This is a genomic window from Pseudoalteromonas sp. PPB1 (genome assembly GCF_015356275.1).
Classification (GTDB): domain Bacteria; phylum Pseudomonadota; class Gammaproteobacteria; order Enterobacterales; family Alteromonadaceae; genus Pseudoalteromonas; species Pseudoalteromonas rubra_D.
Genome location: NZ_JACEQV010000005.1, coordinates 102,328 through 118,385 on the forward strand (window position 1 = coordinate 102,328; position 16,058 = coordinate 118,385).

The 16,058-nt window shown below is 44.4% G+C and carries 11 protein-coding genes and 1 pseudogene; 4 read left to right on the forward strand and 8 right to left on the reverse strand.

Annotation, left to right across the window (positions count from 1 at the left end; genetic code table 11):
* Positions 1–13 precede the first annotated feature (13 nt).
* Both IY568_RS06805 and IY568_RS06810 read right to left on the reverse strand, forming a co-directional pair.
* A complete protein-coding gene (locus tag IY568_RS06805; protein ID WP_194867151.1) occupies positions 14–3,172 on the reverse strand; it encodes a TonB-dependent receptor in 3,159 nt (1,052 codons plus the stop codon).
* A gap of 47 nt (positions 3,173–3,219) precedes the next feature.
* Positions 3,220–4,056 carry a S1/P1 nuclease gene (locus tag IY568_RS06810; RefSeq protein WP_194867152.1) on the reverse strand — a complete coding sequence of 279 codons (837 nt, stop codon included), beginning with the start codon at positions 4,054–4,056 and terminating at the stop codon, positions 3,220–3,222.
* A 395-nt stretch (positions 4,057–4,451) separates the two neighbouring features.
* Here IY568_RS06810 and IY568_RS06815 point away from each other — a divergent pair, with 395 nt between their 5' ends.
* Both IY568_RS06815 and IY568_RS06820 read left to right on the forward strand, forming a co-directional pair.
* Positions 4,452–5,174, forward strand: coding sequence for a PhnD/SsuA/transferrin family substrate-binding protein (locus tag IY568_RS06815; protein ID WP_228553170.1), 723 nt, complete (start codon positions 4,452–4,454; stop codon positions 5,172–5,174).
* Positions 5,164–6,084, forward strand: a complete 921-nt coding sequence (locus tag IY568_RS06820) for a hypothetical protein (protein WP_125557122.1) — start codon at positions 5,164–5,166, stop codon at positions 6,082–6,084. Before IY568_RS06815 ends, IY568_RS06820 begins: the two co-directional genes overlap by 11 nt.
* 44 nt (positions 6,085–6,128) lie before the next feature.
* Here IY568_RS06820 and ushA read toward each other — a convergent pair whose 3' ends face one another.
* Together ushA and IY568_RS24685 are read right to left on the reverse strand one after the other, a co-directional pair.
* Positions 6,129–7,730: a bifunctional UDP-sugar hydrolase/5'-nucleotidase UshA gene (ushA, locus tag IY568_RS06825; protein ID WP_194867154.1), complete on the reverse strand. Its 1,602-nt coding sequence runs from the start codon at positions 7,728–7,730 to the stop codon at positions 6,129–6,131.
* 69 nt (positions 7,731–7,799) lie between these two features.
* Positions 7,800–7,985 carry a hypothetical protein gene (locus IY568_RS24685; RefSeq protein ID WP_228553171.1) on the reverse strand — a complete coding sequence of 62 codons (186 nt, stop codon included), beginning with the start codon at positions 7,983–7,985 and terminating at the stop codon, positions 7,800–7,802.
* 291 nt (positions 7,986–8,276) lie between these two features.
* Here IY568_RS24685 and IY568_RS06830 point away from each other — a divergent pair, with 291 nt between their 5' ends.
* Both IY568_RS06830 and IY568_RS06835 read left to right on the forward strand, forming a co-directional pair.
* Complete coding sequence (locus IY568_RS06830; protein ID WP_194867155.1) at positions 8,277–11,153, forward strand: insulinase family protein; 2,877 nt, start codon at positions 8,277–8,279, stop codon at positions 11,151–11,153.
* A 54-nt stretch (positions 11,154–11,207) separates the two neighbouring features.
* On the forward strand, positions 11,208–11,726 hold the full coding sequence (locus IY568_RS06835; protein WP_125557116.1) for a GNAT family N-acetyltransferase: 519 nt from the start codon (positions 11,208–11,210) through the stop codon (positions 11,724–11,726).
* Here the strand turns inward: IY568_RS06835 and IY568_RS06840 are convergent.
* The 4 genes and pseudogenes from IY568_RS06840 to IY568_RS06855 all read right to left on the reverse strand — a co-directional run bounded on the left by IY568_RS06840 (position 11,707) and on the right by IY568_RS06855 (position 16,030).
* Complete coding sequence (locus IY568_RS06840; protein WP_194867156.1) at positions 11,707–12,306, reverse strand: ABC-type transport auxiliary lipoprotein family protein; 600 nt, start codon at positions 12,304–12,306, stop codon at positions 11,707–11,709. The two genes, IY568_RS06835 and IY568_RS06840, sit on opposite strands and share 20 nt — an antisense overlap.
* Positions 12,306–13,963, reverse strand: a pseudogene (gene pqiB / locus IY568_RS06845) (intermembrane transport protein PqiB). Before pqiB ends, IY568_RS06840 begins: the two are co-directional and overlap by 1 nt.
* Positions 13,956–15,164: a paraquat-inducible protein A gene (locus IY568_RS06850; RefSeq protein WP_125557110.1), complete on the reverse strand. Its 1,209-nt coding sequence runs from the start codon at positions 15,162–15,164 to the stop codon at positions 13,956–13,958. Before IY568_RS06850 ends, pqiB begins: the two are co-directional and overlap by 8 nt.
* Positions 15,165–15,223: 59 nt before the next feature.
* Complete coding sequence (locus IY568_RS06855) at positions 15,224–16,030, reverse strand: acyl-CoA thioesterase (RefSeq protein WP_194867157.1); 807 nt, start codon at positions 16,028–16,030, stop codon at positions 15,224–15,226.
* Between the last annotated feature and the right edge of the window lie 28 nt (positions 16,031–16,058).

Consider the following 16,058-nt stretch of genomic DNA (forward strand, 5'->3'; position numbering starts at 1 on the left):
CGTGTTTTAGATATTAGAAAGTGTACTTAACGCCTACACGCATTTCCCAAACAGACGCATCTTTTTGAATTGAAGGCTGTACTGAGTCCGCGTTAAAGCCAGAGTATACGAATCTACCATCAACATTGTTGACTCTAACAATGTTGTTACCCACAAAGTTACCTTTGCGCATAACACCCCATTCGTCATTCAGTAAGTTAGTCAGGTTGTCTATTACGAAGAAGACTTCACCTTTGTGACCATCCATCAGGCCGGGAAGTTCTTGAGTCACTTTAAAGTCAAACTTAACCAACCAGTCGGCATTTTTAGAGTTACGAGCTACGATTTGGCCACGCTCAAGACCTTCCGCTGCAATAAAGTCGTTAAACTCTTTTAGCTCTTCAGCAGACATGTCGTATTCTACGTTTGGATCGTTTTCAAGTGGTACGTAAATTAGTTGACGACCTGAACGGTTCCAGCTTGAATCGCCCCATGTATATGTGCCTGTTTTTCTATCATTTCGATACAGGTAGCTATATGGCTGGCCTTCACTCGCTTGTCCAAACAGGTTGAACTTAGTCGCGTAACCGTCGAAGAACTCATGCTTATAACCTAACTGAAGTGTAAAGCGGTGTGGTACTTCATAGTCAGATGTTGCCAGACCTGGGTTAGTTGGGTTACTGACTGCAAGGTTGCCGTAGTTAGAGCCTGCAGTAGAGCTAGTCATTGGGTTTACGTCTTTTGAATCAGTGTAAGCATAAGACAATGTGAAGTTGATTCCATTCTCATAACGCTTAGCAACAGAGAAAGACAGAGTCTGCGCTTCACCGTCGTCACCTGAGACGTTGGTCAGCATGTAGTCGCCTGAACGAGAGTCATTCGAGTCATATGCTTCGATGATAGGGCGACCGTCAAATGTTGTTTTACCTGAGTCTTTCAGGGCAACATCAATAACCAGTGCTGAATCACGCTTCTTCGTGTATAGCCAGTCTGCGCTGAATACATACTCATCTTCTGTTGTATAAGTTGCACCAAGGGCAAACTTCCACTCTGAAGGCAGTTCGAAATTAGGCGCAATAAAGTTTACGGCACCGTCACCTGCGCCCACAGTTTTACCAGCTACTTCATCAAACATTTCCTGAGGTACATCGAAGCCAGCGGTACCACCATTGAAGTTTGTGAACGTTGCCCCAGCCAGGTTGTAATCGCGACGAGATGTGCCGATTTGTGTTACACCGTCATTTGAGTAAGAGTTAGACACCCAAACGTTCGGGTTACCACCTGAGTACAGGCCGACACCGCCGCGTACTTCTAGTGCGTCGTCAACGTACCAGTTGAAACCTACACGAGGTTGCAAAAGATCGATACCGTCCATATTTTTACTGTTATCGAGTGGCATACCATCTGCCGTTACATAACGCTTGCTAAAGTTTTCATTTTTGGTGGGGCGGTCATCACTGGTGTATTTGTCATAACGTAAACCGAATGTCAAAGTCGCATCAATATCAGTGAAGCTGTACTCATCCTGGATGTAGAATGTATGCTGCTGATAAGAGAATGATGCCGCGACATCATCCGGGTTGTTTGTGCCAGCCGCGTTATTATAGTCAATTTTAGAGGCTACCTGGTTTTCAAAATTTTCAATAGAGTCAAAAACGAACTCACCTTGCGTTTGCTGCATAAACAAATTGAAAACGTTGAGGTCTTCGTATTCATAGCCTGCTGTGATGGTATGTTGGTCCAGGTAGTATGTACCAGCTAGCTTCAGTGTGAAGTTATCCCAATCCAGGTCATTGGAGTGGCGAGAGTCATCAGGGCCGAAGTAAACTGTACCTTCACCTACAGTATCAACTTGGAACTCACCAAAACCACTTGCCGCATCTAGCGATTGCTGGCGCGCGTCAAGGTCAGATTTGCCAACACGTACTTCTGTAGTGAATTCATCGTTCCAGTCTGAATAGACTGAAGCAACGATAGACGTGAACTCAGCGCCTTGCTCATAGAAGTGGCTACCAAGAGATAACTTATTACTGGCCTGGTCAGACTGGTCTAGTCTGAAACCATCATTGTAGTTATACACTAGGTTTGCACGGTGAGAATCATTGATGTTCCAGTCAAGCTTAACGAGTAGTTTCTCGTCTTCTACTGGCATACTCGGTGTCATGCCACCAACATTGTAGCCATACTTTTCAGCTGCAATTTTTGTGATTCTGTCAATGTCGTCGCGGGTAACAGTTTTTTCTAATGCTGAGTACTGGAACTGCTCTACACCCTCTAGCTTTTCGTAAGAAGTGAACAAAAATAGCTTGTCTTTGATCACTGGTAAACCCACGTTGAAACCGTAGCGCTTCTCAGTGTAGTTACCTGGGTCAAACTCTTCGCCGTCTGCTTTGTCACCCTTCATTGAATCGTTAGTGTAGTCGTAGAAAACACCACCGTGGATTTCATTTGAACCTGTTTTAGTAACTGCGTTGATGTTACAAGACGTGAAACCACCGTATTGAACATCGAAAGGTGCCAACTCAACAGCTACTTGCTCGATAGAGTCGAAAGAGAAAGGTGCGCGAACGGTTGGGTAACCGTTTGAGCTCAGACCAAAGTTGTCGTTCATGCGAACGCCATCAAGTGTCAGGCTGTTGAAACGCGGGTGGCCACCACCACACTGAATTGCACCGCGGCTTTCGTCAACATATACACGTGGGTCTGCACGTACAATGTCTTTCAGATCACGGTTGATAGCCGGTGCTTCTTGCAGGTTTTCTAAAGTGAACGTCGCAGCTGGACCTGTACCACCAGACATCTGGCTGATTGGACGACCAGTAACAACGATTTGCTCCATGCTCGATTCAGGCTGAAGTTGAACGTTTACTGGGTATTCAGAGCCCAGAGAAAGATAAACGTTTTCTAGCAGCTGATCTTCATATTTGTTTGAATCAACGATAATTTGGTAAGGACCACCAACGCGCAGACCCTTGGCACTGAAGTAACCTGCATCGTTAACACTTGTGACTTTTGTAGAGCCAGTAGGTAAGTGCATGATCGTGATAGTTGTGCCTACGGCAGGGTTGCCGTTAGGGCCAACGATCTGACCTTTAACAGATGAAGAGGTTTCGTTAGCGAATGCAGCACCACTAGCGCCAATACCTGCAATAACTGCAAGCGATAGGGCCGTTTTGCGTAGTTGCGTTTTCATTATGTTGTTTCCCGTGTTATAGGTTTATTAAATAATAATCGTCAAGTTCACTTAACTGCTTTCAATGCAGTTTCGAGTGGCCTTGAATTTTTGTCAAAAATTTGGTTAAGCAATCCTGCCAGTCTAATCCCACCGTGAAGAAGCCGAGACTTTACAACAGGGGTGTACCTGTAAATATACTCCCAGCTGATGTCAGTTTCATTGCTGTCATAAATCTTTTCAGCTATTTGATTTGACTCCAAAAGCCAGTCGGCAGGGCGGCTGTCTAACATGTGAGCGATTTTCTGTTTGTCACGCGTAATAATAAAGTCGCTTAGCTCGCGATATGACAGAGACTGATGCTCAATGAGTTTAGTATCGAATACGGAGTGTAGATTAGTTTCTTCTTTAAAAAAGGTCACTTTAATTAAGTTACCACCGCGATCTTCTTTGCGACCGGCATGAAATGGTTGATGAGCATCGCCTACCAGATGCACCAGGAACTTTAAGGCAAACTGCTTGTCTTCTTTTGAGGCTTTGTTATTTTTTAGTGTGGTAACGGCGTAATTGATGCCATCGAGAATATGCTCAACCTGATGTTTGTGCTCAATCGCTTTGTTGTGCTGAGCCATTTTGCTGGGATCTTTAATATTGATGTAATGCCACTTGCCAGATTGTTTTTTCCAAAACGTATTCGGGTTAGCACGCATTTCGTCTGCCCAAGTAGACACCTCGGCCAAAGAATCTTCAGATAACAGGGCTTTTACTGCTTTTTCTGTCGCAGGGGTGAGGTGCTGTTGGGCTAACTCACCTACTACTCTGTGGCCATTCATGCCCCAAGACCAGGCACTGGTGCTTATAAGCAGCGCAGATAACGCTAAACCCTTAATAGAAGCTCGTAACATCAAAATCTCTCATTACCTAAAATGGGTATTGTTTACTCATTTGGAATGCGGCCAATTGTCCGGATTTTTCAGAAAAAGAAAAGGACTCAATGAGATTCATAATTTCTTGTTAATAAAGTAGTAAAAACAAATGTTTATATCTTTTTAGTAAGATTACCTATTGCAATGAGTAATAAAAATTGATCTAATATAGGGGCGCGCAATAAAAGAAATATGATGTTTTGAAATATAATCACTCTCTAAGCAATAAAACAACTATTGTTACAGTTTTGTTTCTCTCAGTCTGGTGCTGTTGGTTACTTGCTAGTAACCTCACGGCCAGACCCATTGGTGAGTTACCAAAACTGGTTGAAAGTAGCGTCTCATGTAAAACACGCTCCAGCAGTAACCAAGCCATGTTCAGGGTACATGTACCCGTAGAACCATTGGCCCGCAGGCTGGCGCCTGCCTTGTGTCTGAATGAAGTGGTGGCCAAACAATATGGCCACGTCGAAGTGCGCTATAGTGGTGAGCTGGCTGAACAAATTGACTATATCGCGAAGGGGCTTGCTGATCTGACGTTGTCAAAAGACAATGTTATGGCCGCGCTGAAAGCACAATCGACCTACAATTATATGCCAGTCGTGGGTTACCCTACCTACACAGCCTTTTTTATCTCAAATCGGGAAAAGCCGAGATTAGACAAAGCCTATTTTTTAGATAAAAAAATTGGCTTGCTCGATTATCCCACCAGTCGTTCCGGCCACATTATTCCTAAACAGATGTTTAAACGGCTTGAACTGGATATGCGTGTTCTGGATATCCAGTACGTCAGCTCCCATCAGGTACTGAGAGAAAAGCTGTCATCTGGCGAGCTGGACATTATCGCCACCTACTGGCAAGAAAGCGACGAAAGCCGCTTTTCTGCTAATTACATTACACCGATTGGAGAAAATATTAGTGGTAGCCGTTGGTACATGAAAATGGATGTCGACAACACGGATTTGGCTTGTGCGTTACAGAATTTATTACAGGAAGTAGCCAAAAACAATGGCTCAAGTTACTTTGACGAATTAGATTTGTACTGGCAATGCAACAAATTACCTGTTTATTTTATTGGAGAAAAAAATGAGTCGTAAAACGGGTATGCTTGCGTTTGCTATATATAGTGTCATTTTTACGGTGATTTTTGCTTTTGCACATGAGCACGCAATTCGACACGCTATCGAGCAAGATTTAGATAGTATTAAGTTAAGAGTGGCGCTGGATAAGAACAGGCTTCCTATTGCGGTCCCACACCTGAATTACGCCGGTGACGCAACCCGGGTGCAGGCGTACATTGATGCGCTCAACGACAACTTACAAAAGAAAACCAGTCGGATCCGGATAGAGAGTATTGCCAGTAGTGATGGAGAGTTGAAAGAAGGCCAGCTGTTACTTTCAGGCGCAGATGGCGATACGGCTATCGGCTATCAGGCTAATACCAGCCATAACTATTGGTTGTACATCATTCCCATTTTAATCGCATTGTTAAACCTGGCTTTTTATAAATCCGTATCAAATAAAAGAGAGCAGGCTAAGCGGCAAAAAGCAACAACAGTGACGGCTAAACCTCAACCACAGCACCTGGTTGTGGATTTATACTCAAAGACCTTATGTCTTAGTGGAGACAAAGCGTGTCAGGTTCAGTTGGCCAACAAGCCCTTGTGTTTTTATCTTGCGTTACTGGAGTTTTGTTTACATAACCCGAAAGTATCGTTGAACCAGAATAAAGAGTTGCCAGATGAGCTATTGGATATTGCTGATAAGTACTTTCATCGCTTAGTCGCGTTGGGACATACTATCAGGAAGCGTCCTAACTTTTCGAACAGTCTGGAGAAAACTCTCAGTGAAATACGTGCTGCACTGGATGAGTTACTGACACACCAACCCGATCTCAGGTTAAAGCTTTACCCGCCTAAAGCACATGGCGAAGGTTCACGTTCTAAGTTGCATAGCTATGGGCTAAAGGCATTGGGAGCCAATGACGTTGAAGTTATTGGTAAGTAGCACGTTGGGGTATGTATTTGGTATACCCCAACATTTTTTAATGACTATAAAGACGAGCGCTTGATCGGAGTATGACGTTCAATATAGTCTTTCAGGACCTGAGCATCTGTGCTGTCTGTCGCTGTGAATCCTGGTTGGTCAGTTAACACTGGGTAGCCATCTCCCCCGGCAGCATTATAGCTATTGATACTCATACGATAGGTCTTGTCTGGTTCAACGCGCTGTCCCTGGATTTTTACGTTCGCCAGTTCACCATTGAGTAAATCGAATTCGATACCGTGATATTGCAAATAGGCGCCTGAGTCTGGCGGAAAGCGACTAACCACTGACAAATAGTCGAGGAGCTGTTCGCCACGCCAATCGATATAAGCAATTCGGTTTCCGAATGGGTGCACGGTAAGAATATCTTTATAGCTTATTTCGCCTGCTTTAATACTGGCGCGTATACCGCCACCACTGATAAAGCCAAAGTCTGCTCCAACGGCCGCCATTTGCGCTTTGATAACTAAATCTCCCAATGGACTTTGTTTAAAGCGAACCGTGCTTCTGCGTCCATCCAGAAAGGCATCAACTTCACCAACAGCACCTGAGATTTTGCTTTCACCTGTTTTCTGGAATGGAGCAAGGAACGCTTTCAATTCAGGGTCGTGTTCGATGTAATTTGTCGCCCATTGTCCTTGGTCGTTTTTAAGGTTAACCGGTAATAATTCATAGCTTTGCAGTGTTTTTTTGCCGTCTGAAATTTTGAATACTGCTTTACCGACATATTTACCCCATTCATGAGCTTGCATTATCCAGATACCGTTTTGTTGATCTGGTTTACACGCCTTTCCAGGTACGAAATTATTGTCTTCAGCACCATTGTCGTCGATACACACGGGTTCTTGTGAATGACCACCGATGATCATATCGAGCGTACCTTCAGGCACATTGCGGGCAAGTGTCACGTCGCCTGGAGCGTTAATCCCAAAAGACGCGTCGTGGTAATGGCCCATGTGGGTTACTGCAATGGTTACATCAGGGTTGTATTGTGATTTGATCTGCTTAGATAGCCGGGCTGTGATAGGCGCAGGGTCTACGAAATCTAAGCCCCCAACAAACTCTGGATTGGCGATTTTCACTGTATCAACGGTCGTTAATCCAATAATCGCAATCTTTAGTCCATGCTTGTCGATGATAGTATAAGGTTGATAGGCGTGCTCGCCATTGTGCTTATGTAAAATATTAGCGGACAGAAGCGGGAAATTGGCCCAGGCAATTTGCTTGTCAAGCACATCCAGCGAATTGTCAAACTCGTGGTTGCCAATGGCCATAGCATCATAGCCTAGCAGGCTCATGCCTTTGAAGTCAGGTTCGGCATGCTGTAAATCTGACTCAGGCACGCCTGTATTAATATCACCGCCAGACAACAATACAACGCTGTGTCCTTGCGCATGGGCTTGGGTTCTGAGCTGGTCAAGCAGGGTTTTCCTGGCTGCCATGCCATACTCGCCATCTTCGTTGTGCCAAAAACGACCATGGTGGTCATTGGTGTGTAGCACAGTGAGGTAGCGGGTCGCATTGTCTGTAGATTGATTAGTTGACTGTGATGTCGAATAACACGCTGTCAGCGATAGTGCCAGCAGCGACGGAATGATAAAGCGCATAAATATACTTCAGTGGGGACGAACTATGCGCTCTAGTTTAAACTAAAAGCTCTAAGTAAACATAGCTGATTATTGAACTTTTGACTTCATTCTTGAGTCACATACCGCATTGTGCCTGCGAGTAAGTTCATCTTTAGCTAACGCCTGTTTGGCATGGCCGGTTTCGACCATCCAATTTAGGAAGCTCGCGGGTAGTTTGCAGTATGGCTCACCGCTGTGCAGCCCAAAATCGCAGATCGGTTGATTTATTTCCATTATGTGCCCCTGATGATCTGTAGTTGTCATTATAATTCGTGCCTAATGTTATCAAATAGATAAACTTGTGTGATAAAAAATTCGTTTAAGATTGATGATTATTATTACTAATAGGCATAAGGGGACCAGTTGGGCGAGTATCGAGCTGCTGAGAGGTGGGCTTATTCGGGCCGTAAGTGACTAAAATATCTAGCGGAGATTGAATTGTACCGGGGTTAGATGGTAGCGTTTGAGTATCGATAATAGCCTTGGACCAAACGGGCTAGAATAGTGTATTGAGATGGACAGTTAATGAAAAAAACGATGTTAGTGGCCAGTATCACGCTGGCTTTGTTATCCGGATGTGTGGCAACGCAAAACGGAACGGGGAATACGTCAGTTGCCCCTTTAGCTAATGAGCTGGTTGTCAGCCCTAATGATAATCGACAGTATAAGACGCTTACTCTGCCAAATGGGATAGAGGTGATTCTTGTTTCAGATCCTGAAGTAGAAAAGTCTGCAGCGGCTTTGAGTGTCGGTGTTGGTCTACTCCATGATCCTATGTCACAGCAAGGCATGGCGCATTACCTGGAACATATGCTTTTTCTTGGCACTGACCGTTTTCCTGATACACAGGGCTACAAAGACTTTATGAGCCGCAATGGTGGGTCTCATAATGCGTATACCTGGTTAGACATTACTAACTATATGTTCAAAGTAAATAATCAGGCTTATGACGAGGCGCTTGACCGCTTTTCCGATTTCTTTAAAGCGCCAAAGCTTTACCCTGAGTATACCGACAAAGAGAAGAATGCAGTTAATGCTGAATGGTCAATGCGTCGTGAGTTGGACTTCTTTGGTCAATATAAATTGTCACGCAGTATGATGGGCTCGCACCCGGCGAATCGTTTTTTGATAGGTAACCTTGAAACCTTGGGCGACAAACCAGGCAGTAACCTGCATCAGGAAACCGTCGCTTTTTACAATAAATATTATTCAGCAAATATTATGAAGCTGGCGATGATATCCAATTTACCTTTGTCTGATATGACTAAAAAAGCGCAGCGATATTTTGCTACGATTGAAGACAAGCAAATAGAAAAGCCACAAGTAGACGCTGAGCTGGATTTTTTGAAGCTAGGAAAGAAGCGTATTCATTATGTGCCTAATGAAGATGTTAAGACGCTGAAGCTGGACTTTACCATCGCCAATAATCGCGAAGAATTTGCGTTTAAGCCAAATTATTTCGTGACGTATCTGCTTAGTAATGAAATGCAAGGCAGTCCGGCGCAGGTGCTTAAACAAAAAGGGTGGATCTCTGAGCTCACAGCTAATGCTACGCCAGATTTGTACGGTAACTTCGGCGCTTTAAGCGTAGATATCCAGTTGACCGATCAAGGCATGCAACAACGTGAGCAAATTGTCGCGACTGTCATGCAATATATTGCATTGATCAAAGAGCAGGGAATCGACAGCAAGTACTTTAATGAGATCAGAACTTCTCTTGCCAATCAGTTTCGTTTCTTAGAGCGGGGTGATGAATTTGCTTACGTTTCTGATCTTGCCGATAGTATGCAAAAATATCCGTTGAACCATGCTATTAATGCACCTTACCACTTTGCTGATTTTAACGAGCAAGCCGTTAAAAGTGTTTTGGAACAACTGAATCCACAACAGCTAAGGGTTTGGTATATCAGCAAACAAGAACCAAATGACCAAAAACTACATTTTTATGATGGTCGTTATCAGATTACCGATATCACAGAGCAAGAAATTGCATCTTGGCAAGGTGAGCCAGCGCCAGAGTTGTCACTCCCAAGTATAAATCGTTTACTTCCTGAGCAATTCGATATTGTTACGCAGTCAGAAAGTTTGGATACAGTCGATAAAATATATCAGGACAGCACGGTCGCAGTTTGGCAAAAGACCAGCGAAAAATACAGCGAGCAACCAAAGGGTCGATTATTGGTTCATATTAACTCTCCACTGACGTTAGACAGTATACAGGTTCGGGTTGCTGCAGCACTCTGGGCCGACCTATACGCAATCGAAAAAGCAAAATTGCAAACAGAAGCATCGATTGCGGGTATGGGGATGCGAATGAGTGTGAACAATGGCTTATTGCTTACCTTATCTGGGTTTACAGATAAGCAGGGGATGCTGTTGTCTCAGTCACTGGAAGGGTTAAAAGTGCAACCAACGGCTAAGCAACTTGAACAGGCCGTTGATCGATTTATCCGCAATATTAAAAATCAACGTCAGCAATTTCCGTTCTATCAGGCATTCGGTCGGTATCAATCTCTTGTACGTACAGGTAATTTCGATGAAGTACGATTGATTGATACGGCCTCTAAGATGACCAGAGATACATTCAGTAAGGCTCAAAATGATATTTTGAATCATCACACTGTGCGAATATTTGGGTATGGTAATTACGACAAACAATTCCTTGCGGAGGTAGTGAAACAGGTCAAGGGTACATTGTCAAAGCCTGTTGAGCGCAATGACTATGTTCGTGCTGATTTTCTAAAACCACAAGCCGGTGAATCACTGGTTTGGCAGCAAGACAGTGAGACGGCAGACGTCGCTATTGTTGATATGTTTGTCCACCCGGAACCTGGGTATGCACAAAAAGCAGCGGCCCAGATACTTAAATCCCATTTGAGCAGCCATTTATTTAATGCTTTACGCACCGAAGAGCAGCTAGCCTACGCTGTAGGCGCAGTTGCACAAAGTATTGACGAGCACTCGGCGTTTGGCTTTTATATTCAGACTCCCGTATTAGATGTGCAGTCAATGCAGGCACGATTTGACCGCTATCGACAGGAATATACCCAGGCATTGAAAGAGCTCGATGAAGAAGCCTTTGTACAGCTCAAGCAGGCTGCCCTTTTGTCTTTGAAGCAGGTCCCTAAGAATCTTGCAGAAGAGTCTCAGCCATTCCTGATTGACTGGTATCGTGACAATTTGACATTTGACTCCAAAGCAAAGCTCATCGCCGCAATGGAACAGGTGACACTGGCTGATATCCAGTCTTATTACCAGCAAAGTATGCTCAATACTGAGGCATCAAGAATCAATGTGCAGATCCGTGGCAAGAAGTTCGCTGATAAACCATTCGCGACATTACCAAATGAAGTGAAGCTCGACTCTATGGCTGAGCTCTATAAGAAGGCGCGTTTTGAATAAACGGCCATAACGTTTGCGGGACAAGTTGTCCCGCTTTCTCGAGGATCCACTGTTATGTCAGACATAGTAACGCGCACACAGCGGCTAATTATCCGCAGGGCTCAAATTGCAGACGCGGAGTTGATTTTTGAACTGCTTAACCAGCAGAGCTTTATCGATAATGTTGCGGATAAACAGATCCGAACCATGTCCGATGCGCAAAAGTATATTGAAAGCGCCTTTTTTACACCATATGACTTGGCAGCGCCAAGTCCCTATATTGTCGCGCTAAATGACGGAACTGCAATTGGTATTTGTGGTCTCTATCAGCGGCCCTATCTGGAGTTTCCGGACCTGGGATACGCTTTTCTCGACCGGTATTGTGGCAAAGGGTATGCTTTTGAAGCGGCAGAGGCATTACTGTCATTTGTTAGTAATTGTGGTAAGTATAAGGCACTCGGAGCCATTACAACCCCTGAAAATACGTCGAGTAACAAGCTATTAGCGAAGCTTAATTTTGTTCTGGTTGGTAGCTTTGAGCTTGTGCCAGGGATGGCGCAGACTAACTTATACGTTAATCTGCTGGGGAGATAATATCACTCGACCCGATATCCGTGTGTAATTGTGCCATCAAAAGTTGCCAGTTGGCCTGATGGGCGCTTATCAGAGCTGAGAAGCCGTCTTGTGAGAGCGCTGATTGGTAGTCAAAATGTTTAACACGGATCAGCTTGGTACCATTATCTGTTATTTGATAAAGGTGCCACGCACCTTTTAAAATCGCGCCTTGCTGGTAATGACCGGCCAGATCTGAGACTTCAATAAGCAATCTGAAATCACCAGTATTGAAATCACTGGCATGGGCAGAGAGTACGGGCGATAAGCCTTTATTTTCAAGATATTTGAGTGTTTCTTTGGTCAGTATTAGCTTCGGGTGTTCTGCCCAATAATGATAATTGGCAATGTGAACAGTATGTGCTGAAGTATACTGGACAAGTGCTTGCTGGTCGGCAACGCCAACAATATTTACCTCATCGACGTATACTCTGGATGCACTAATGCCAGTGCTTGGTTTTGTGTCGAACGCTGAATCAAATCGGTAATACTGATACTGAGCTGGGTCTGATCCCGCACAGCTGGTCAGCACGACTGACAGTAGCGCAATAACTGCTTTCATTAGCGCTGCTTCCTGGGTTCAGGATCTGCCAAAGTCTCTTTGTCGAACAGCAGCATATTAGGTTGTTCATTAAGCCCTTTCGACACAGGCTTGAGCGAGTTACTAAGGCTTTCAAGTTCTTGCAGAGTATCTGTCAGTTGCTCGACCATACCTGAGCCTTTCTGGTAGTTGTTTAGTGTTTGCTCAAATTGTTTGAGGCTGGCAGTGAGTTGGGCCAGCGTTCCCTGTAATTGTGTTAGATTTTTTTCCACTTTTTCAGATACTTTCGTTGTGTTGAAACTATTAACCAGTGCCTGCGTTTCTTCTGCCAGTGCTGTGAACGCCTGCATCGTTTGTTGTGCTTCATTGAGCGAGTTATCCAGCGGCAGTTTGTTGAGTTTGTTCAACAAAGCCATGACTTGCTCTGATAAAGCTGTAAATCCACTCGGTACACTCGGCAACACCGGGTACGCGAAATTCATCCCTAAGCTGGTCGGAGGGGTTGAATTGTAAAAATCTAGCTCTATATATACCGCACCTGTTAAAATATTACCACTTTTTAGTGATGCTCTTAGGCCATTTTTAATCCATTGTTCTATATTTTCCTGCCAATATTGCTTGGCTTTGGCATCGACTTCATAAATGCGTCCGTACTCAATTTTGATAAGTACAGGAATAGACGTGTTGCCCTGTTGAAAGTAAAGTGGCTGTCCATTTTGCTCAAGCCTTGCTGGGACTTGCTCAACGGTCCCGATACGCATACCCCGATACTCAACCGGTGCACCGGTTTTAATCCCCGAATTGATTGTTCAAATTCAACCAAATAGTGATCAAACAAATCAAAGCGACGCTCCAATGCAACCGCGAAATTTTGATGCAGCGTAAATGCTCTGCCTTCCTTAGCAACCTCTGTGCCGTCTTGCCCGGGTGGATAATCTACAGATATTCCACCTTTAATCATCTTTGCGAGTGAACCTGTATTGAGGTTAATGCCCTCACTAGTCAGCGAAAGCTCTACCCCTGAATTGATCCAGAAAATCGCATTATGAGTGATTAGGCGGTCGTAGGGAGAGTGAATGAACACCCCGTACTCCATTTGTAAAGAGTCGGTATTAAACACTGAGCTCTCAATCTGCCCCACATGATAATTACGGAAAAAGATCCCGGTGCCCACATCCAGCACTTCGCCACTGGTTGAGCTGAGCTGGAAACGCACGCCTTCTATGTCTGTCGAGATAAGAGCCGGCTGCTCCTGGAGCGTATATAGACTGGTGCGCTGCTTACTTTCTCCCGGCAATAACTCGATATATACACCAGATAATAAGGTGTTAAGTCCGCTTATTCCAGATTGATCAATACGTGGTTTCACTATCCAAAACTTAGCGTCTTCTGTCAGCAAATTATCATAATGCTTTTCGATACGCACAGTGGCAACAACGGCTTTCTGCTCTACTTGCAGACGAAGTGATTCAACCACACCAACTTTAACACTGCGGACTCTTATCTCAGTCTTGCCAGCAATGATACCATCGGCACTTTTCATCTTGATGTAAATTTGATGGCCTTTGTTTTGTTGATGCTGATAAAGCATCCAGCCCGTTATCAAAACAGCCAGCAAGGGGACTACCCAGATAACGGAAAGCCTGGGCTTGGGCTCGATATGCGCTTCTTTATTCATGTTTATTTAAAGAGTCCCAAAGTAAACGAGGGTCAAAATTGTTCACAGCAAAGATTTGGCAAATAACCATGGCGGTAAAAAAGACGATGCCTGGCTGTGGCTCCACGCTCAGTACAGTACCAAGCTGTACGAGAGAAACCAAGAGGATCACGACGAAAACGTCTATCATTGACCATTTACCAACCGCTTCGAGGGCCCGGTAGAATTTAGCTGCCACTTTTGGGTTAGTCGGGTAGCTAACGCGGTAGAGTAAATAGAACAATGTACCTGCCTTTATCAGTGGTATACAGATACTTGCTATGAAAATCACAATAGCGATTGGATATGAGCCATTTTTCCAAAGTACCTCTACACCACCATAAATGGTTGCCGGTGTATGTAATCCCAGATTAATCGTGTCCATAATTGGGAAGGATAAGGCTGGTACCATAAATATCAGTGAAGTAATCATCCAGGCTGCGCTACGCGCGACAGAATTGTCTTTACGGTACCGTAATTTTGCCATGCAGCGCGGGCAGTGAGCACTGCGACTGATCTGCTGACAGACATGGCATTGTTTGAGGCTTTGTGTACTAGCACGTTTGGCACAATGCTCAATTGAAGGGGTAAAATGTGCTTGCTGAAGTTGCCAGAGTTGATGTTGGCTCAATAAAGACAAAGTCTCAATAAAACATAATACGAATAGAATATACGCCCAAAAACCAAGTCCAACTTCAATTTCTGCGAACGCAGTAAGCTTAAATGCACTAATTAATACAGCAACCAAAAAGATATCGGCCAAATTGAGTGGCCTTAGCGCCATAATAAATTTTGCAATGACTCGGGCATTATGCGGGTTCATTTTTTGCCATAAAGGCGTATGCACCAAAAGAATAAGCGTGCTGGCAATGAATGGCAAAATAACGATGCTGGTGCTCAGCAGCACCGCAAGGAACACACTATAGTGTTCGGCAAGCTGCATGATCGCTGCCATTAAGCTAATGGTTTGCTTTAGGCCATGTTGCGCATAGGAAATAAAATGTGGTTGCAGGCTTAATAACAGAAAGATAATTGAGGAAAGACTAAATGCAGCTATCCATTGTGCGTAGTTGCGCTGGGTGGTTGCCAGTACATTACCGCAATGCGGGCAAACAGCCCTTTGCTGTTCGCCCAGATCTTGAATGGACACTAAAAAATCACAATGCTGACAGGCGACTATCACAGTTTAACCAATACTTATGTTAACTCCTACATATAGTGTGAGTGACTTAGTGGCTTTAATCAACTGTCAAATACCGCTACCGTCTGTCTGCTCAATGCCAGTAACTTTCCATCTTGTGAGAATAACTTAGCATCTTCTATGGCATAGCCATGTTCTGCCTGATGCGTAACAGCCTCCATTGCGAACCATTCAGTGCCCGGTAATTCAACATCATCTAAGAACTCAACGTACCAGGACATACTGCTTGCGGGTGTTGGGCCTTTGCATAGTTGCAGCAGAGTCGGAGGCCAGGCATCTGCAAGTGCAAGTAGGTGGAGTACAGACAAATGCGGCTGTGCAGGCGCTTTGAATTTCATCCAACCACCTATATGACTGGAACTGGCATTACTAAACGGCAAGGCACCTTGTTGCAGATTCAGATCGATGTGTTGAATAAAAGCCGGCATTACACCTTCAATATATGGCAGCGTTTGTTTGTTATTAATTTCTTTCAGTGTACTTTCGTCTTGTGCACGGACTGTGATAGCAGATGTGCGCGGTTTGCCAAAGCAGGCGAGTGCAACAAGGCAAACCTGGTCATTCTGAGTAATGGTGGTTTGCATCTGAGTTGCATTCTTACCGGCACGCAATAGCTGAGTATTGAGTTCAAATGGCGTTTCGCTCAAAAGTGGGCCGACAAAATTGCAATTGAAAGAAAGCAGACGTCTATTTTGATCGTCAAGTTGATTTAACATGCTTTGTAACATCAAAGCAGCTGAAAGGCCGCCAAATACGGTTCTACCTTGTCCCCAGCTTGCAGGTAATGATGGAAGTTGCGCCTGAGCGTGTTTTAGCTCAGGCAGGGAGATGAGTTGGTCAAATGTCATTGCATTTACTTTTGATTGGTCTTTAGTG